The organism is Citrobacter sp. CK202, from assembly GCF_030333225.1.
Lineage (GTDB): Bacteria > Pseudomonadota > Gammaproteobacteria > Enterobacterales > Enterobacteriaceae > Citrobacter_B > Citrobacter_B koseri.
Window position 1 is genome coordinate 64,920 of sequence record NZ_JAOWGI010000013.1, and the last position, 18,722, is coordinate 83,641.

At 54.8% G+C, this 18,722-nt stretch carries 18 protein-coding genes; 14 read left to right on the forward strand and 4 right to left on the reverse strand.

Translation table 11 applies throughout. The features are described from left to right. Positions 1-97 precede the first annotated feature (97 nt). The 8 genes from hinT (at position 98) to OGX84_RS01035 (ending at position 6,223) form a co-directional block, all read left to right on the forward strand. On the forward strand, positions 98-457 hold the full coding sequence (hinT, locus tag OGX84_RS01000; protein ID WP_047463701.1) for a purine nucleoside phosphoramidase: 360 nt from the start codon (positions 98-100) through the stop codon (positions 455-457). A gap of 2 nt (positions 458-459) precedes the next feature. After that, the gene (locus tag OGX84_RS01005; RefSeq protein WP_049008937.1) at positions 460-834 is read left to right on the forward strand and encodes a YcfL family putative periplasmic lipoprotein; all 375 of its coding nucleotides are present in this window, start codon (positions 460-462) and stop codon (positions 832-834) included. 13 nt (positions 835-847) lie between these two features. After that, positions 848-1,489: a penicillin-binding protein activator LpoB gene (gene lpoB / locus OGX84_RS01010; RefSeq protein ID WP_012132815.1), complete on the forward strand. Its 642-nt coding sequence runs from the start codon at positions 848-850 to the stop codon at positions 1,487-1,489. Beyond that, positions 1,470-2,294: a thiamine kinase gene (gene thiK / locus OGX84_RS01015; RefSeq protein WP_286457230.1), complete on the forward strand. Its 825-nt coding sequence runs from the start codon at positions 1,470-1,472 to the stop codon at positions 2,292-2,294. Before lpoB ends, thiK begins: the two co-directional genes overlap by 20 nt. A gap of 10 nt (positions 2,295-2,304) precedes the next feature. Further along, the gene (gene nagZ, locus OGX84_RS01020; RefSeq protein WP_024130435.1) at positions 2,305-3,330 is read left to right on the forward strand and encodes a beta-N-acetylhexosaminidase; all 1,026 of its coding nucleotides are present in this window, start codon (positions 2,305-2,307) and stop codon (positions 3,328-3,330) included. A gap of 23 nt (positions 3,331-3,353) precedes the next feature. Continuing rightward, complete coding sequence (ycfP, locus tag OGX84_RS01025) at positions 3,354-3,896, forward strand: alpha/beta hydrolase YcfP (protein WP_012132812.1); 543 nt, start codon at positions 3,354-3,356, stop codon at positions 3,894-3,896. 247 nt (positions 3,897-4,143) lie between these two features. After that, positions 4,144-5,448 (forward strand): NADH-quinone dehydrogenase, encoded by a 1,305-nt coding sequence (gene ndh, locus OGX84_RS01030; protein ID WP_024130434.1) that lies wholly within the window; start codon positions 4,144-4,146, stop codon positions 5,446-5,448. Positions 5,449-5,683: 235 nt separating this feature from the next. Beyond that, on the forward strand, positions 5,684-6,223 hold the full coding sequence (locus tag OGX84_RS01035) for a glycine zipper 2TM domain-containing protein (RefSeq protein ID WP_024130433.1): 540 nt from the start codon (positions 5,684-5,686) through the stop codon (positions 6,221-6,223). Positions 6,224-6,297: 74 nt separating this feature from the next. Here OGX84_RS01035 and comR read toward each other — a convergent pair whose 3' ends face one another. Further along, positions 6,298-6,933, reverse strand: a complete 636-nt coding sequence (comR, locus tag OGX84_RS01040; protein ID WP_024130432.1) for a TetR family copper-responsive transcriptional repressor ComR — start codon at positions 6,931-6,933, stop codon at positions 6,298-6,300. A gap of 240 nt (positions 6,934-7,173) precedes the next feature. On the opposite strand from comR, the gene bhsA reads away from it, so the two are divergent. Next, entirely contained in the window at positions 7,174-7,431 is a 258-nt protein-coding gene (gene bhsA, locus OGX84_RS01045; protein WP_047457498.1) for a multiple stress resistance protein BhsA, read from the forward strand. A gap of 79 nt (positions 7,432-7,510) precedes the next feature. Here bhsA and ldtC read toward each other — a convergent pair whose 3' ends face one another. From ldtC to OGX84_RS01060, 3 genes are all read right to left on the reverse strand, one after another. After that, on the reverse strand, positions 7,511-8,476 hold the full coding sequence (gene ldtC / locus OGX84_RS01050; protein WP_024130431.1) for a L,D-transpeptidase LdtC: 966 nt from the start codon (positions 8,474-8,476) through the stop codon (positions 7,511-7,513). Between the two features lie 354 nt (positions 8,477-8,830). Further along, complete coding sequence (gene mfd / locus OGX84_RS01055) at positions 8,831-12,277, reverse strand: transcription-repair coupling factor (protein WP_286457232.1); 3,447 nt, start codon at positions 12,275-12,277, stop codon at positions 8,831-8,833. Between the two features lie 129 nt (positions 12,278-12,406). Beyond that, positions 12,407-13,480, reverse strand: coding sequence for an acyltransferase family protein (locus tag OGX84_RS01060; protein WP_012132800.1), 1,074 nt, complete (start codon positions 13,478-13,480; stop codon positions 12,407-12,409). A gap of 261 nt (positions 13,481-13,741) precedes the next feature. On the opposite strand from OGX84_RS01060, the gene lolC reads away from it, so the two are divergent. From lolC to cobB, 5 genes are read left to right on the forward strand one after another with little or no spacing between them, the layout of a single operon-like run. Next, entirely contained in the window at positions 13,742-14,941 is a 1,200-nt protein-coding gene (lolC, locus tag OGX84_RS01065) for a lipoprotein-releasing ABC transporter permease subunit LolC (protein WP_115182341.1), read from the forward strand. Continuing rightward, entirely contained in the window at positions 14,934-15,635 is a 702-nt protein-coding gene (gene lolD, locus OGX84_RS01070) for a lipoprotein-releasing ABC transporter ATP-binding protein LolD (protein ID WP_012132798.1), read from the forward strand. The genes lolC and lolD overlap by 8 nt, the downstream gene beginning before the upstream one ends. Continuing rightward, positions 15,635-16,879 carry a lipoprotein-releasing ABC transporter permease subunit LolE gene (gene lolE / locus OGX84_RS01075; RefSeq protein WP_112002264.1) on the forward strand — a complete coding sequence of 415 codons (1,245 nt, stop codon included), beginning with the start codon at positions 15,635-15,637 and terminating at the stop codon, positions 16,877-16,879. Before lolD ends, lolE begins: the two co-directional genes overlap by 1 nt. Positions 16,880-16,911: 32 nt before the next feature. Further along, on the forward strand, positions 16,912-17,823 hold the full coding sequence (nagK, locus tag OGX84_RS01080) for an N-acetylglucosamine kinase (protein WP_104868793.1): 912 nt from the start codon (positions 16,912-16,914) through the stop codon (positions 17,821-17,823). A gap of 15 nt (positions 17,824-17,838) precedes the next feature. Then, positions 17,839-18,660 (forward strand): Sir2 family NAD+-dependent deacetylase, encoded by an 822-nt coding sequence (cobB, locus tag OGX84_RS01085; RefSeq protein ID WP_047457485.1) that lies wholly within the window; start codon positions 17,839-17,841, stop codon positions 18,658-18,660. Positions 18,661-18,722: the final 62 nt, after the last annotated feature.

Here is an 18,722-nt window from a genome sequence, read left to right on the forward strand (position 1 = left end):
AAGAGCGTGAGTAACTCGCTCATACTCTATACTCGCAGTGTGGCTCGGCGTAGCATGGCGCAACGTTATGGCTAATTTTGAAAAAAGGAAAAATGTCGTGGCAGAAGAAACTATATTCAGCAAAATTATCCGTCGTGAAATCCCCTCGGATATCGTTTACCAGGATGAACTGGTTACCGCATTTCGCGATATTTCGCCGCAGGCGCCCACGCACATTCTGATCATCCCGAATACCCTGATCCCAACGGTTAATGATGTCACGGCGGAGCACGAACAGGCGCTGGGCCGTATGATCACCGTCGCGGCAAAAATTGCCGGGCAGGAAGGCATTGCCGAAGACGGCTACCGCCTGATCATGAATACTAACCGTCATGGCGGGCAGGAGGTTTATCACATTCATATGCACCTGCTGGGCGGGCGTGCGCTGGGGCCGATGCTGGCGCATAAAGGCCTCTGACAATGACCAGAGGATGCCTTGCGATATCACTGGCCTTACTGTTGCTTGTGGGTTGTCGTTCACACCCTGAAATTCCGGTCAGTGATGAACAGACACTGGTGATGGAGTCAACGCTGCTGGCGGCCGGTATCACGGCGGAAGCGCCTGCGTTGACGACGTCCGATATTCAGCCTTCTGCATCCTCACGCCTCTATAACGAAAGGCAAGAACCCGTTACCGTGCATTATCGGTTTTACTGGTATGACGCCAGAGGGCTGGAAATGCATCCTCTGGAAGCGCCACGCAGTGTGACTATTCCGGCGCGTTCGTCGGTCACGCTGTATGGCAGCGCCAATTATCTGGGGGCGCATAAGGTTAGACTTTATCTTTATTTGTAAGGGGTGAATTTTGATGATGAAAATGAATCGCTACGCACTGGTGGCCGCGCTGGCGATATTCCTCTCCGGTTGTGTGGGGCAACGTGAACCCGCACCGGTTGATGAAGTCAAACCGGCGCCGGAACAGCCAGCTGAGCCGCAGCAGCCTGTGCCGGTCGTGCCATCGGTGCCGACGATCCCGCAACAGCCGGGCCCGATTGAACACGAAGACCAGACCGCACAGCCTGCGCCGCGCGTGCGCCATTATGACTGGAACAGCGCGATGCAGCCGATGGTCGGAAAAATGCTCCAGGCTGATGGCGTAACGGCGGGTAACGTACTGCTGGTCGATAGCGTAAATAACCGCACCAACGGTTCGCTCAACGCGGGCGAGGCCACAGAGACTTTACGTAATGCGCTGGCGAATAACGGTAAATTTACGCTGGTTTCCGCGCAGCAACTGGCGATGGCGAAGCAGCAACTGGGTTTATCACCGCAGGACAGCCTCGGTACGCGCAGTAAAGCGATTGGCATCGCCCGTAACGTAGGGGCGCAATATGTGCTCTATTCCAGCGCGGCGGGTAACGTCAATGCGCCATCGCTGCAAATGCAGTTAATGCTGGTACAAACTGGCGAGATAATCTGGTCAGGTAAAGGTGCAGTCCAGCAACAATAATCTACTGACGCGCGACGACGTTTTGTCGCGCTACTTCCCGCAATATCATCCCGTCGCCGCCTGCCACAACGGATTAAGCGGCGGGAGTTGCATCATTGAACATGACGCCCGCCGTCTGGTGCTCCGTTGCCATCATGATCCCTTTGCGCCTGAATCTGATTTTTTGCGTCAGTATCACGCGTTGTCACGTTTACCGGAAACCCTTGCCCCCAGACCGCGTTTTTATATTCCCGGCTGGATGGCGGTGGACTATTTGCAGGGAGAGGTAAAATCTGGATTACCGGATACCGACGAACTGGCGGGCTTACTGTATCATCTGCATCAACAACCGCGTTTTGGCTGGCGTATTTCGCTGTTACCGCTGCTTATGCGCTACTGGCAGGGGAGCGATCCGGCACGCAGGACGCCGTACTGGCTACGGATGCTAAAACGGCTGCGAGCGGCGCGGGAACCTCGTCCGCTGCGTCTGGCGCCTTTGCATATGGATGTCCACGGCGATAACCTGGTACAGACGGCATCGGGGCTACGGTTGATTGACTGGGAATACGCCGGGGACGGCGATATCGCTCTGGAGCTGGCCGCTGTATGGGTAGAGGATGAGCGGCAGCATCAACGGCTGGTGAGATCCTATGCCGCCGTTGCGTATATCTGTCCGCAAACGCTATGGCGACAGGTCAGGTTATGGCGCCCCTGGGTAATGATGCTGAAAGCCGGATGGTTTGAATACCGCTGGCAGCAAACCGGCGAACAACAATTTATCAAGCTGGCCGACGACGCCTGGCGGCAGCTGAAAAAGAAAGGATAAGGAGAGCAGTGTGGGTCCAGTAATGTTGGATGTCGAAGGGTTTGAGCTGGACGCAGAAGAGCGCGAGATTCTGGCCCATCCGCTGGTGGGGGGGCTGATCCTCTTTACGCGTAATTATCATGACCCGGAGCAACTGCGCGAATTAGTCCGCCAGATTCGGGCGGCTTCGCGCAACCATCTGGTGGTGGCGGTTGACCAGGAAGGCGGACGCGTACAGCGTTTTCGTGAAGGTTTTACCCGCCTGCCAGCCGCACAATCTTTTGCTGCGCTGCACGGGCTGGAAGAAGGGGGCAAACTGGCGCAGGATGCCGGGTGGCTAATGGCCAGCGAGATGATCGCGATGGACATTGATATCAGTTTCGCGCCGGTGCTGGATGTCGGGCATATCAGCGCAGCAATTGGCGAGCGTTCTTACCATGCCGATCCGCTTAAAGCTCTGGCAATGGCGACGCGTTTTATTGACGGGATGCATGCTGCCGGAATGAAAACCACCGGTAAGCACTTCCCCGGACACGGGGCAGTCACTGCCGATTCGCATAAAGAAACGCCAACCGATCCGCGTCCTGAGGCGGAAATTCGCGCCAGGGATATGTCGGTGTTCCGTTCGCTAATCACCGGGAACAAACTTGATGCGATTATGCCGGCGCACGTCATATACAGCGATGTCGATCCGCGTCCGGCGAGTGGTTCACCACACTGGCTGAAAACGGTGCTGCGTGAGGAACTTGGTTTTGATGGCGTGATTTTCTCCGATGATCTGTCGATGGAAGGAGCGGCGATTATGGGGAGCTACGCGGAGCGCGGGCAGGCGTCGCTGGATGCGGGTTGCGATATGATCCTGGTCTGTAATAATCGTAAAGGAGCGGTCAGCGTGTTAGATAATCTGTCGCCGATCAATGCAGAACGTGTTACGCGTTTGTATCATAAAGGTTCATTTTCGCGTCAGGAGTTGATGGACTCCGCACGCTGGAAAACGGTCAGCGCCCAGCTTAACCAGTTGCATGAACGCTGGCAGGAAGAAAAAGCAGGTCATTAACCCGAGTTTTGTGTGAGGATGCGATGATTATCTATTTACACGGTTTTGACTCCAACAGTCCGGGTAACCACGAGAAAGTGTTGCAGCTACAGTTTATTGATTCGGATGTCAGACTGATCAGCTATAGCACACGGCATCCCAAACATGACATGCAGCATCTGCTGAAAGAAGTAGACAAAATGTTGCAACTGAATGTGGACGATCGGCCATTAATTTGTGGCGTAGGACTGGGTGGGTATTGGGCGGAGCGGATTGGCTTCCTGTGCGACATACGCCAGGTGGTATTCAACCCTAATCTGTTCCCCTATGAGAACATGGAAGGCAAAATCGACCGCCCGGAAGAGTATGCCGATATCGCAACGAAATGCGTCACCAATTTCCGCGAAAAAAACCGCGATCGCTGCCTGGTGATCCTGTCCCGGCATGATGAAGCGCTGGACAGCCATCGTTCGGCAAAAGAGCTGCATCATTTCTATGAAATTGTCTGGGACGAAGAGCAGACCCATAAATTTAAGAATATCTCTCCTCATTTACAGCGGATAAAAGCGTTTAAAACGTTAGGTTAAGCTGTTGTAACCCGATCACCCCCCTCAGAAACCAGCCTTCGGGCTGGTTTTTTTATGAGCATTCAGGCAGGGTTGTCTATCTTTTCAGCGAGAAAACTTGATGTACATCAATTTTGGTATGACCAATGCACCGTTCGTGTTATTCTCACTAGCGAAGTCACTTTGCATTACCGTAACTTGTTGTTAATTAAAGGCTATATTTATAACTTTTACTTAACAATTGGTTAATAAATTTAAGGGGGTCACGTTGACTACACCATTGAAAAAGATCGTGATTGTCGGCGGCGGTGCTGGCGGGCTTGAAATGGCGACTCAGTTGGGTAAAAAACTGGGTCGTAAGAAAAAGGCAAAAATCACGCTGGTGGACAGAAACCACAGCCATCTGTGGAAGCCGTTGCTGCATGAAGTGGCGACCGGTTCACTGGACGAAGGCGTGGACGCTCTGAGCTACCTGGCGCATGCGCGTAATCATGGTTTCCAGTTCCAGTTGGGTTCGGTTATGGATATCGATCGTGAAGCGAAAACGATCACCATTGCGGAACTGCGTGACGAGAAAGGGGAACTGCTGGTTCCTGAGCGTAAAATCGCGTACGACACCCTGGTGATGGCGCTGGGCAGCACCTCTAACGACTTCAACACCCCTGGCGTTAAAGAACACTGTATTTTCCTGGACAACCCGCATCAGGCGCGTCGCTTCCATCAGGAAATGCTGAACCTGTTCCTGAAATACTCTTCCAGCATGGGTGTTAGCGGTAAGGTCAACATTGCGATTGTCGGTGGCGGCGCAACGGGCGTGGAGCTTTCTGCGGAACTGCATAACGCTGTGAAACAGCTGCACAGCTACGGCTACAAAGGCCTGACTAACGAAGCGCTGAACGTGACGCTGGTTGAAGCCGGTGAGCGCATTCTGCCTGCGCTGCCGCCGCGTATTTCCGCTGCGGCGCATAGCGAACTGACCAAACTGGGCGTACGCGTACTGACTCAGACGATGGTGACCAGCGCAGACGAAGGCGGCCTGCACACGAAAGATGGCGAACACATCAAAGCTGACCTGATGGTGTGGGCGGCAGGGATTAAAGCGCCTGATTTCCTGAAAGATATTGGCGGGCTGGAAACTAACCGCATCAACCAGTTAGTGGTTGAACCGACGCTGCAAACCACCCGTGACCCGGATGTTTATGCCATCGGCGACTGTGCTTCCTGCGCACGTCCTGAAGGGGGCTTTGTGCCGCCGCGCGCTCAGGCCGCGCATCAGATGGCAAGCTGCGCACTGAATAATATTCTGGCGCAGATGAAAGGCAAACCGATGAAAGACTACGTTTATAAAGATCACGGTTCGCTGGTATCGCTCTCTAATTTCTCGACTGTCGGCAGCCTGATGGGGAACCTGATGCGCGGTTCAATGATGGTGGAAGGGCGTATTGCGCGTTTTGTTTACATTTCGCTTTACCGTATGCACCAGATTGCGCTGCACGGTTACTTTAAAACCGGGTTAATGATGTTAGTAGGCAGCATTAACCGTGTGATTCGCCCGCGTCTGAAATTGCATTAATCCTTACCGTATCGCCTGATGGCGCTTCGCTTATCAGGCCTACAGCTCGCACTGCATGTAGGCCGGATAAGGCCATCGGCCGCCATCCGGCAATTTAATCGCGCCATCTGCTTCAGAGTTCTCTGAATCGTGTCTGTTTGCCGCATAACCCCGCACTTTTCATCCTCTTTCTGATTTGCTTAACCCCTCTGCTGGTTGCAAAATTGTTACTAATAGCAAAAAAGGAGGAATTCCCGTGAATAAATCAATGTTGGCGGGTATAGGGATTGGCGTAGCTGCTGCGCTGGGTGTGGCGGCGGTGGCCAGTCTGAACGTTTTTGACCGTAGCCCGAAATATGCGCAAGTCGTATCAGCCACACCCATAAAAGAAACCGTCAAAACACCGCGTCAGGAATGCCGCAACGTGACGGTCACGCACCGCAAACCTGTTCAGGACGAAAATCGCATTGCCGGTTCGGTGCTTGGCGCGGTTGCTGGCGGCGTGATTGGTCATCAGTTCGGCGGTGGCCGTGGTAAAGATGTGGCGACCGTCGTCGGGGCGCTGGGCGGAGGGTACGCCGGTAACCAAATCCAGGGATCAATGCAGGAAAATGACACCTACACCTCTACGCAGCAGCGTTGTAAAACGGTGTATGACAAGTCAGAGAAAATGCTGGGCTATGACGTCACTTACAAGATTGGCGATCAGCAGGGGAAAATCCGCATGGATAAAGATCCCGGAACGCAAATCCCGCTGGATAATAACGGCCAATTGATTCTGAATAACGACGCGTAAAAAAAGCTGTACTCTGCACGTTAGCCCCTCATTCGCTCAGGCTGAGGGGCTTTTTTTTATCAGACGGTCAGGCGCTAAGCCTTCAGCATCTCCGGCCACAGCCGTAGGGTGGTGCGGGTTATCTGCATCAGTTTGTCAAACGTCGCGCCTTCACGCGCGCTGATCGACATTCCTTGTAAAATACAGTTCAGATATTCCGCCAGCGTTTGTGGATTGCAGTGCGCCGGAATTTCCCCGCGCTCCTGCCGCTGGCGCAAAAACTGGGTCAGCGTCTGCTCCTGCATCGCGTGGCGGGATTTCACCGTATGGGCGATTTCACGGGAGGAGGCGGCCAGTGTGGCGGACGTGTTGATCATAAAGCACCCGGCAGGGGTGTCTTTACTGGTGAAGCATGTCGCGACGGCGGTGAAATAGTCTTCCAGAGCGGACTCAACGCTTTTTTCTTCACAAAAGAGCTGGGCCTCATGTTTTGCCGCAAAACGGCTGATATAGCGGTCCAGCACTGCGCGGAACAACCCTTCCTTGTTCGTAAATTCTGCGTACAGCGTGGGCGCTTTTGCGCCGGTCGCTTCCACGAGGTCGGCGAGCGATGTTGCTTCATAGCCGTGCTGCCAGAAGAGTGTCATGGCCTTATCAAGCGCGGCTTCCCTGTCGAACACTTTTGGTCGGCCACGGCTTTTTTTTACGCAACCTGTCGAGTCAGTTGTCATGATGCCGTTGTACCTTGTTGGGTTTGTTGAACAACCATTATAAAAATAATCCCGCTCAGTCTCCAGCGCATTCAGAAGAAAAATAATTCACCTGTATTGATATGAAAAATAAGTCCTTTTTAATTTATATAATGATCGTTATAAAAAAATGTTGACGTGTGACCTGGATCACATCTATGATTTACCTATCGATCGTTAAGTAAATATTTCGACACCGTTCATCTGCTAAAGGTCACTATCATGAAAAACGTAAAAACCCTCATTGCTGCCGCTGTACTGAGTTCACTCTCTTTCGCAAGTTTCGCTGCTGTTGAAGTTCAGGCGACGCCTGTAGATCAACAGAAAGTAGGCACCATTTCCGCAACCGCCGGGACTAACCTGGGATCTCTGGAAGATCAACTGGCGCAAAAAGCGGATGAAATGGGCGCGAAATCTTTCCGCATTACTTCGGTAACCGGTCCTAACACCCTCCACGGGACTGCGGTTATCTACAAATAAGCATTAACCCTCATTAATGCCACTGCTACTGCCACAAAAAAGCCCCGCTGTCTGAGCGGGGCTTTTTTATTATCCGACGTTACATCGACTGCTGCGTTATCCCGGGATGGCGGGTGACATCGACCGGCATTCCTGAACGCACTTCCATAACATGCTCCATAACGGCGGCATCGGTCTGTGCGGCATCTTTGAAAGCCTGCATTTGACCGTTCAATACGATCGGCAATATCTGCGGATCGTCATCAATATTCTTCGATAACGGCTGGTGGACTTCTACCAGGCGCATGCCGCCAGGTTCAACGGACGCTTTGATCGGCGTATTAATAATGTTGACCTTCGTACCCGGCGTGACCTGACGGAACAGCGTCTCAATATCACCGTCACGCAGGCGAATACAACCGGAACTGACGCGCATCCCGATACCGAAATCAGCATTCGTGCCGTGCAGCAAATAGACGCCGCCATAAGCCGCTAAGCGGATCGCATGATGGCCCATTGGGTTATCCGGCCCGGCGGGAACCACGGCAGGGAGGTCTATTCCCTGAGCCTTGTAACGGGCGCGGATATTCGCCGTAGGTGTCCAGGTTGGGTTCGCGCGCTTATCCGAGACGGTAGTGACCATCGTTGGCGTCAGCGTATCGCCACCCAGTTGACCGATACCGATCGGATACACGGTCACCGAATTTTTTCCGGGAGGATAGTAATACAGACGCAATTCGGCGAGGTTAATCACAATACCTTCGCGTGGCGCGTCCGGCAGTAAGGTTTGCAGAGGGATGGTCAGAACGCTGCCCGCGCGGGGAACGTAAGGATCAACGCCCGGGTTTGCCTGTAGCAACGCTAAAAAACCGACATTGTATTTTTTAGCAATCGCCTCCAGCGAGCCGCCGTTGTTTTCGACAACGTGAAATGTATTCTCGCCCACCAGTTTGCTGCCGGGAGGAGGAAGCGGCCAGGTGTTCGCCTGCGCCGGTATCGCCAGCGCTACGGACGCGGCGAGCGTAAAAAACGCCAGCCAGCGGGAAAGTCGCATGTTATTCATTATCATCACAAATCAAATGGTTATTGTAATAAATTGAGTCAATGATCATTATGGCGGGTTGTCATGTCTTGAAGTGCAAGAGAAGTGCAAAGTGTTGTAAATGTGGGCGAAAACGCGGGGATGGCAGAGGGCATTACGCCCGGTGGCGCTGCGCTTACCGGGCCTACAGGGTATGCTTCTCGTAGGCCGGATAAGGCGATGTGCCCGGTGGCGCTGCGCTTATCGGGCCTACAGGGTATGCTTCCCGTAGGCCGGATAAGGCGATGTGCCCGGTGGCGCTGCGCTTACCGGGCCTACAGGATATGCTTTCCGTAGGCCGGATAAGGCGCTTGCGCCGCCATCCGGCGTCGTAGGGCGTTACGCCGCCGCGTTTTCTTCCAGTTGCGCCATAAACTGGCGCACCCAGTCCATACGCGTTTTACGCTCCGCCAGATCCTGAATAAACTTCAGGCGTGTCGGGCCGTCGAGGCGGAAGTGCTGCGGTTGTTTTTGCAACAGACCAATCAGCCAGGTTGGGTTTACGTGATTTTTCTCGGCAAACTCGATCGTACCGCCTTTCTCGTTGCCTTCCAGTTTTCGAATGCCCAGCTTCTGTGCCTGTTGGCGCAGACGCGCGATATCCAGCAGATTGCGCGCCGGGTCAGGCAGCAGGCCGAAACGGTCGATCAGCTCTACCTTGAGCTCCTCCAGCTCGTTTTCGTTTTTCGCACTGGCAATGCGTTTATAGAACGACAGACGCGTATTCACATCCGGGATAAAATCATCCGGCAGCAGCGACGGCATACGCAGTTCGACTTCCGTCTGCTGGCTGGTGAGGTCTTCCAGCGACGGCTCACGTCCGGCTTTCAGCGCATCCACGGCGTTCTCCAGCAGCTCCATATACAGCGAGAAGCCGATGGTCTCCATCTGCCCGCTCTGATCTTCGCCAAGCAGCTCGCCAGCGCCGCGAATTTCGAGGTCGTGAGTCGCCAGCGCAAAACCGGCACCCAAATCTTCCAGCGAGGCAATGGCTTCCAGACGTTTTTGCGCGTCGGTCGTCATCGCTTTTGGATGCGGCGTCAGCAGCCAGGCATACGCCTGATGGTGCGAACGTCCAACGCGACCACGTAGCTGGTGGAGCTGCGCCAGGCCAAAATGGTCGGCGCGCTCAATGATGATCGTGTTCGCGGTTGGAATATCAATACCGGTTTCGATAATGGTGGTACACACCAGAACGTTAAAGCGCTGGTGGTGGAAGTCGTTCATAACACGCTCAAGTTCGCGCTCGCGCATCTGCCCGTGACCAATCGCGATGCGGGCTTCCGGCACCAGTTCCGCCAGTCGGTCCGCGGCTTTCTGGATATTCTCCACGTCGTTATACAGATAATACACCTGGCCGCCGCGCAGAACTTCACGCAGGATAGCCTCGCGCACCACCAGGTTGTCATATTCACGGACGAAGGTTTTTACCGCCAGACGACGGGCGGGCGGTGTGGCAATAATCGACAGATCGCGCATACCGCTCATCGCCATGTTGAGCGTACGAGGGATTGGCGTTGCCGTCAGCGTCAGAATATCGACGTCGGCGCGCATTGCCTTGATGCGCTCTTTATGCCGTACGCCGAAACGGTGCTCTTCATCGACAATCAGCAAGCCCAAATCTTTTAATTTCACATCGCTTTGCAGCAGCTTATGAGTGCCGATCAGAATGTCGATTTTCCCCTCAGCGACCTGCTCAAGGATCTGCGCTTGCTCTTTGGCGCTACGGAAACGGGAGAGCATTTCGATGCGCACCGGCCAGTTGGCGAAGCGGTCGCGGAAGTTATCGAAATGCTGTTGCGCCAGCAGGGTGGTAGGCACCAGCACCGCGACCTGTTTGTGGTTTTCCACCGCCAGGAACGCGGCGCGCATCGCCACTTCGGTTTTCCCGAAGCCGACGTCGCCGCACACCAGACGATCCATTGCCAACGGTTGGCACATGTCGCTCAGGACGGCGTTAATGGCCTGCGCCTGGTCTGGCGTGGTCTCGAACGGGAAGCTGTCGCAGAACAGTTGATACTGCTCGCGATCGTGCTTAAAGGCGAAACCTTCTTTCGCCGCGCGCTGGGCGTAAATATCCAGTAGCTCTGCCGCCACGTCGCGCACTTTCTCCGCGGCTTTCTGTCGGGCGCGAGACCAGGCGTCGCCGCCCAGTTTATGCAGCGGCGCGTTCTCTTCGGCGCCTCCGGCATAGCGGCTGATGAGATGCAAAGATGACACCGGTACGTACAGTCTGGCGTCGTTGGCGTAGGTGAGCATCAGGTACTCGCCCTTGATGCCGCCGGCTTCCAGCGTCGTCATCCCCGCATAACGCCCCACACCATGCTCAAGGTGTACCACCGGCTGGCCAGGATGCAGTTCCGCCAGGTTGCGGATCAGCGTGTCGGGGTTAATCGTGCGACGTGAGTCCTGACGGCGACGCGCAACGCGTTCACCCAGCAAATCGCTCTCGCAAATAAGCGCCAGATTACGCTGCGTATCGATAAAGCCATGCTCCGCAGCGCCAATCATCAGGTAACGTCCGGCGTCGAGCGCCTCATTCAGGTGCAAAATTCGTTTGGGTGAAATTTTAATACGGGCGAGCAGTTCCCCGAGCGCTTCTCGGCGGCCTTCGCTTTCTACGGAGAAAATGACCGGCCCGTTGAAGGATTCAAGAAATCTACGCAGCGCGTCCAGCGGCGCTTTTTGCTGCGCCTGTACCGCCAGATCCGGCAGTTTCTGAAAACCCAGATTGGTATTCGCCGCCTTACCTGGCAGATGTTCGGTTTTTAACTGTACGCGGGGCCAGCGTTTGAGTTCGGAGAACAGCTCATCGACCCGCAGCCACAGGGATTCCGGCGGCAAAAGCGGGCGCATAGGATCGACGCCACGGTTTTCAAAACGCGCCAGGGTATCGGCCTGGAAGCGCTCAGCGCTGTTTTCCAGCGCGCCGGTATTCACCAGCAGCGTGTTCGCCGGGAAGTAGCTGAACAGAGGCGGCAGCGGCTCGTTGAAGAACAGCGGCTGCCAGTATTCGATCCCGGCAGGCAGCGTGCCTTTACTGACCTGCTGGTAAATATGCTCGGCGTCGCGTTTAACTTCAAATGTGTCACGCCACTGGCTGCGGAACAGCTCGATGGCCGTTTTATCGGTCGGAAATTCATGCGCGGGCAGCAAATTGATGGCGTCGACTTCTTCCAGCGTACGCTGGGTATCGGCATCAAACAGGCGCAAGCTGTCGATTTCATCATCAAAAAAATCAAGACGATAGGGCTGTTCGCTGCCCATCGGAAACAGATCCAGCAGCGCGCCGCGAGTGGCGTATTCACCATGTTCCATGACCTGATCAACATGACGATAGCCCGCGCTATCCAGCTGTGCGCGCAGGGCGTCGCGCGACAAACGCTGACCCTTTTTCATCACCAGGGCGTGGCCGTGCAAATAACTGTGCGGGCAAACGCGCTGCATCAGCGTATTTACCGGAACAATCAATACGCCGCGCTGCATTGACGGCAACTGGTAAAGCGTGGACAGGCGTGAAGAGATGATTTCCTGGTGTGGGGAAAAGCTGTCGTAAGGGAGCGTTTCCCAGTCCGCCAGATTCATCACCAGTTGGTCGGTGAACTGGCGAACTTCGTCATGCAGGCGCAGGGCGTTTTGCATGTCAGGTGCAATAAGTACGATTGGGCCAGCATGGCGCTCGGCAATCTCCGCCACCAGCGTGGCGCAGGCGGCGCCGGTAAGCTCGCCCAACTGGCGCTGATCGCCGGGTTTGGTTGGCAGAGTATAACGTTGTTGTTCAGGCATAGTGGTTGCAGGATCTCTATTGGGTATACACCACACTATGGGGGCATATCACTGATAAGCAATGCTCTTTATTATCCGTGATCGTTTCTCTTTAGCAAATTGATTCGCCCCCGGAAGGGGGCGAAAAGATTAACGCGAATAGCTGGTAACGGCAGGGAGTGAAGGCGGAGAGAAGAAGAGATCGGCAAACAGGCGTTGCGAAATTTTTCGGACGGTAAGGCCCGTCAGCGTGCAAATCAGCAGACTGGCAAAGGGGTAAACCAACAGCAGAGCAAACTCAAGCTGCGGCGACCATGCCGCGCCGTTGATTTTCGGAATCAACGTTAAGCTGAACGCTTCGACCAGGATACGGTGGGTTGTATAGATAGCAATAGTGTTTGAGCCGATGACATTCAGCAGGCTGGAAGAACGCATGCCGAAGCGCTGCTCATACTGATAAAAAAGTTTCATGATCAGCACAATCGACACCAGTGAGAGCAGCAGGGATACATTAGCCAGCCAGGCGATGACGGCGAGCAGCGCAATGCCCGCAAACGCGATAGCATAACGACGCAGTGGGACATGCTTAATCCACTCCATCAGCGTGGCGCCAAACCAGGCGCCGAGGCTGTAGTAAGGCAGGTTGCGGATCACGCTGTTCATTCCCCACCACGGCGTCGGCACGAAGTTTATCGTCACGCTCAGCAGTACAAACAGTACGAACAGTGGTTTTGCCCATTGGCTGAAGACTTTACACAGCACAAAATAGACAACCAGCGCATACAGATACCAGAGGCTGGTGCTGGCCGTCAGCATTCCGTGAATAAACTCGCCGACGGACCCGGCATAAGCGGCGTTGGAGGCATTGTTGATGTCGCGTTCGGGCGCCAGCCAGTGGTTGAGCCAGCTAAGCGCCAGCCATTGCGCCACTCCCCAGAGCGCCAGTACCCAGACAATGCTCCAGATCCGTTTATCAATACAGGTTCCCCAGGGCACGCTGTCAATATAGCGGCGGATCAGATACCCGGAAATAAAGAAAAACACCGGCATACGAAACGGCGCCAGATAGAGGTTAAAGTAGATCCAGCATTTCGTCAGGATCTCCGATAACGGATACTGGAAAGCGGTCAGGTGGGGATAGAACGTAATCACAGAGTGATAAATGACCACCAGGCAGATGCATAACCCTTTGATTTGGTTGATCCACAATTCTTTTTGTTTCATCAGGACGGCGTACTCGTGTTATTCAACATAGCCTGTGATCCTGCGGGCGGGGATCGGTGTTGTAATGCGTAACATTCTGTATTTTATTTTTTTAAGATAAAGATCAGGGTCAAGGGTGAGTATCAAGGCAGGTATCTTCAGGAAGTTGATTTCTTGATACTTTTCAGAATTACGCTGACGAACACTTACGGTTCAGTCATTTACCCATTCCGCTTTCGCTTATATACTCGGGGCTTTGCTAACAGCAACCAGACGGATTTCATGTACCAACCTGTCGCTCTATTTATTGGCCTGCGTTATATGCGTGGGCGTGCAGCAGATCGTTTCGGTCGTTTCGTCTCCTGGCTTTCCACCATTGGCATTACTCTCGGGGTGATGGCGCTGGTCACGGTATTGTCGGTGATGAATGGTTTTGAACGTGAACTGCAAAACAACATCCTTGGCCTGATGCCGCAGGCAATTCTCTCGTCTGAGCAGGGCTCCCTTAATCCACAGCAGATACCCGAAAAAGCGGTTACGTTGAATGGCGTCAACCGTATCGCGCCGCTTACCACGGGAGATGTCGTGCTGCAAAGCGCGCGTAGCGTCGCCGTGGGCGTGATGCTGGGTATCGACCCGGCGCAAAAAGATCCCTTAACGCCGTATCTGGTCAATGTGAAGCAAACCTCTCTTGAAGCGGGCAAGTATAATGTCATCCTCGGCGAGCAGCTTGCCGGGCAGTTGGGCGTCAATCGCGGCGATCAAATTCGCGTGATGGTGCCTTCCGCCAGCCAGTTCACGCCAATGGGACGCCTGCCGAGCCAGCGCCTGTTTACGGTGATTGGCACCTTCGCGGCGAACAGCGAAGTGGATGGCTACCAGATGTTGACCAATATTCAGGACGCGTCGCGCCTGATGCGCTACCCGGCGGGCAATATCACCGGCTGGCGCTTGTGGCTCAATGAGCCGCTGAAGGTGGATACCCTCAGCCAGCAGACGCTGCCGGAGGGGACGAAATGGCAGGACTGGCGTGAGCGAAAAGGTGAACTGTTCCAGGCCGTGCGCATGGAAAAAAACATGATGGGTTTGCTGTTAAGCCTGATCGTCGCCGTGGCGGCGTTTAATATTATTACTTCGTTAGGTTTGATGGTGATGGAGAAGCAGGGCGAAGTGGCTATTTTACAAACCCAGGGGCTGACGCCGCGCCAGATCATGATGGTGTTTATGGTTCAGGGCGCCAGCGCCGGGATTATCGGCGCGCTGCTGGGGGCAGTGCTGGGCGCATTGCTGGCCAGCCAACTGAATAACCTGATGCCGATCATTGGCGCGTTCCTGGATGGCGCTGCGCTGCCGGTGGCGATTGAACCGCTACAGGTTGTTGTTATTGCGCTGGTGGCGATGGCCATCGCGTTATTGTCCACGCTGTATCCTTCCTGGCGCGCTGCCGCCACCCAACCCGCTGAGGCTTTACGTTATGAATAAGATCCTGTTGCAATGCGACAACCTGTGCAAACGCTATCAGGAAGGCTCCGTGCAAACCGACGTGCTGCACGATGTCAGCTTCAGCATTGGCGAAGGCGAAATGATGGCGATTGTCGGCAGCTCCGGCTCCGGGAAAAGTACGCTCCTGCACCTGCTGGGCGGCCTGGATACGCCGACGTCGGGCGATGTCATTTTTAGCGGCCAGCCGATGAGCAAACTCTCGTCGGCGGCGAAAGCGGAACTGCGCAACCAGAAGCTTGGCTTTATTTATCAGTTCCATCACCTGCTGCCGGATTTCACCGCACTGGAAAACGTCGCCATGCCGCTGCTGATCGGCAAGAAAAAACCGGCTGAAATTACCGAGCGGGCGCGTGAAATGTTGCAGGCGGTGGGGCTGGATCACCGTGCTAACCATCGTCCATCCGAACTTTCCGGCGGCGAGCGTCAGCGTGTCGCCATCGCCCGAGCGCTGGTCAACAATCCGCGCCTGGTGCTGGCGGATGAACCGACCGGCAACCTGGATGCGCGCAATGCCGACAGTATTTTCCAGCTTCTGGGTGAACTCAATCGCGCTCAGGGAACGGCGTTTCTGGTGGTGACTCACGATTTGCAACTGGCGAAGCGAATGAGCCGTCAGCTTGAAATGCGCGACGGTCTGCTGACGGCAGAACTGAGCCTGATGGGAGCTGAGTAATGGCTTCGCCTTTATCGTTATTGATCGGCTTGCGCTTTAGTCGTGGTCGTCGACGCGGCGGTATGGTGTCGCTGATTTCCGTTATCTCGACTATCGGCATCGCGCTGGGCGTGGCGGTACTGATTGTCGGTTTAAGCGCGATGAACGGTTTCGAGCGCGAGCTGAACAACCGTATTCTGGCCGTGGTGCCGCATGGTGAAATTGAAGCGGTGAATCAGCCGTGGACTCACTGGCGCGAAGCGCTGGAAAAAGTGCAGCACGTACAGGGGATTGCAGCGGCAGCGCCCTATATCAACTTTACCGGGCTGGTGGAGAGCGGGGCGAATCTGCGCGCAATCCAGGTGAAGGGCGTGGATCCTAAACAGGAACAGCGCTTGAGCGCGCTGCCGTCGTTTGTGCAAAACCATGCCTGGGATAACTTCAGGGCGGGCGAGCAGCAGATCATCATTGGCAAGGGCGTTGCCGATGCGCTGAAAGTGAGGCAGGGCGACTGGGTGTCGATCATGATCCCCAATGCCAGCGCCGATCATAAATTGCAGCAGCCTAAGCGAGTACGTCTGCATGTGACGGGGATTCTGCAACTGAGCGGTCAGCTCGATCACAGCTTTGCCATGATCCCTATGGAAGACGCGCAGCAGTACCTGGATATGGGGGCCAGCGTGTCCGGCATCGCGATTAAGGTCAACGATGTCTTTAACGCCAATAAATTGGTACGGGACGCTGGCGAAGTGACCGACAGTTACGTTTACATTAAGAGCTGGATCGGTACTTACGGCTATATGTACCATGATATTCAGATGATCCGCGCCATCATGTATCTGGCGATGGTGCTGGTGATCGGCGTGGCCTGCTTCAACATCGTTTCGACGCTGGTGATGGCGGTAAAAGATAAGAGCGGCGATATCGCGGTATTAAGAACCTTAGGGGCGAAAGATGGCCTAATCCGCGCCATTTTCGTCTGGTATGGGCTGCTGGCGGGTCTGCTCGGCAGTCTGTGCGGTGTGGCGATTGGCGTGGTCGTCTCATTGCAACTGACCCCTATTATCGAAGGCATCGAAAAGCTGATAGGGCATCAGTTCCTTTCTGGAGACATCTATTTTATCGACTTCCTGCCATCCGAATTACACTGGCTGGACGTTATTTACGTACTGGTTACGGCATTGTTGCTGAGCTTGTTGGCGAGCTGGTATCCGGCGCGGCGCGCCAGCAATATTGACCCTGCGAGAGTGTTAAGCGGCCAGTAGTCGCAGTACATAAGAACAAGGAGCGGTGCGTGATGCATTACGGGTTTGACATTGGCGGGACAAAAATTGCCTTAGGCGTGTTTGATAACGAGCGACGTTTGCGCTGGGAAAAACGCGTACCGACGCCACGCGAAGGCTATGAGGCTTTTTTAACGGCGGTCTGCGATCTGGTGGCGGAAGCCGACCAGCGGTTTGACGTAAAAGGTTCCGTGGGCATTGGTATTCCCGGGATGCCGGAAACGGAAGACGGAACGCTGTATGCCGCCAATGTTCCTGCCGCCAGCGGTAAACCGCTCCGCGCCGATCTCAGCGCCCGGCTGGATCGTGATGTTCGCCTGGATAACGACGCGAACTGCTTTGCACTGTCGGAAGCCTGGGATGATGAGTTCACGCAGTATCCGCTGGTCATGGGGCTTATCCTCGGGACGGGCGTAGGCGGCGGACTGGTGCTCAACGGTAAGCCGATCACCGGTCGCAGCTATATTACCGGCGAGTTTGGTCATATGCGTTTGCCTGTCGATGCGCTCACCCTGATGGGGTTCGATTTTCCTCTGCGTCGCTGCGGCTGCGGTCAACTGGGCTGCATCGAAAATTATCTTTCCGGCCGCGGGTTTGCGTGGCTGTATCAGCATTACTATCATCAACCTCTACAGGCGCCGGAGATTATTGCTTTGTGGGAGCAAGGTGATGAACGCGCGCGTGCGCATGTTGAACGTTACCAGGATTTACTGGCGGTCTGCCTGGGGAATATCCTCACGATCGTCGATCCCGATCTGGTGGTGATTGGGGGAGGATTATCAAACTTCACTGCTATAACAACGCAACTGGCAGACAGGTTGCCACGTCATCTCCTTCCTGTTGCTCGTGTACCGCGTATTGAACGGGCGCGACACGGTGATGCGGGCGGGATGCGCGGCGCTGCCTTCTTACATCTTACCGATTAATCAAAAGAGGTTGTTATGCAGTCGCGTCGGGCTCATCGATTAAGCCGTTTTCGTAAAAACAAACGCCATTTGCGTGAACGCCTGCGTCAGCGAATCTTTTTCAGAGACAGAGTGGTGCCGGAAATGATGGAAAAACCAAGAGTATTAGTTCTTACTGGAGCGGGAATCTCTGCCGAATCCGGCATTCGTACATTTCGCGCCGCTGATGGTCTCTGGGAAGAGCATCGGGTTGAGGATGTGGCGACCCCGGAAGGGTTTGCCCGCGATCCAGAACTGGTTCAGTCATTTTACAACGCCCGCCGTCAGCAGTTGCAGCGGCCTGAGATTCAGCCCAACCCGGCGCATGTCGCGCTGGCAAAACTGGAAGAGGCGCTGGGCGATCGTTTCCTGCTGGTGACGCAAAATATCGATAATCTGCATGAACGCGCGGGCAACAAGAATATCATTCACATGCACGGCGAGCTGTTGAAAGTGCGCTGCTCCCAGAGCGGGCAAATTCTGGACTGGACGGGCGATGTGACTTCAGACGATAAGTGCCACTGCTGCCAGTTCCCGGCTTCGCTTCGCCCGCACGTCGTGTGGTTTGGTGAAATGCCGCTTGGCATGGATGAGATCTATATGGCGCTGGCGATGGCGGATGTGTTTATCGCTATCGGAACATCCGGGCATGTTTATCCGGCTGCCGGGTTTGTGCATGAGGCCCGCCTGCATGGCGCGCATACGGTCGAGCTAAATCTTGAACCAAGCCAGGTCGGCAGCGAGTTTGAAGAGAAATATTATGGCCCGGCAAGCCAGGTTGTACCGGCGTTTATTGAGAAATTATTGAAAGGACTGTGATTTTTTTGCCGGATGGCGGCGAATGCCTTATCCGGCCTACGGTTTGCATTTATCCAGGCCCG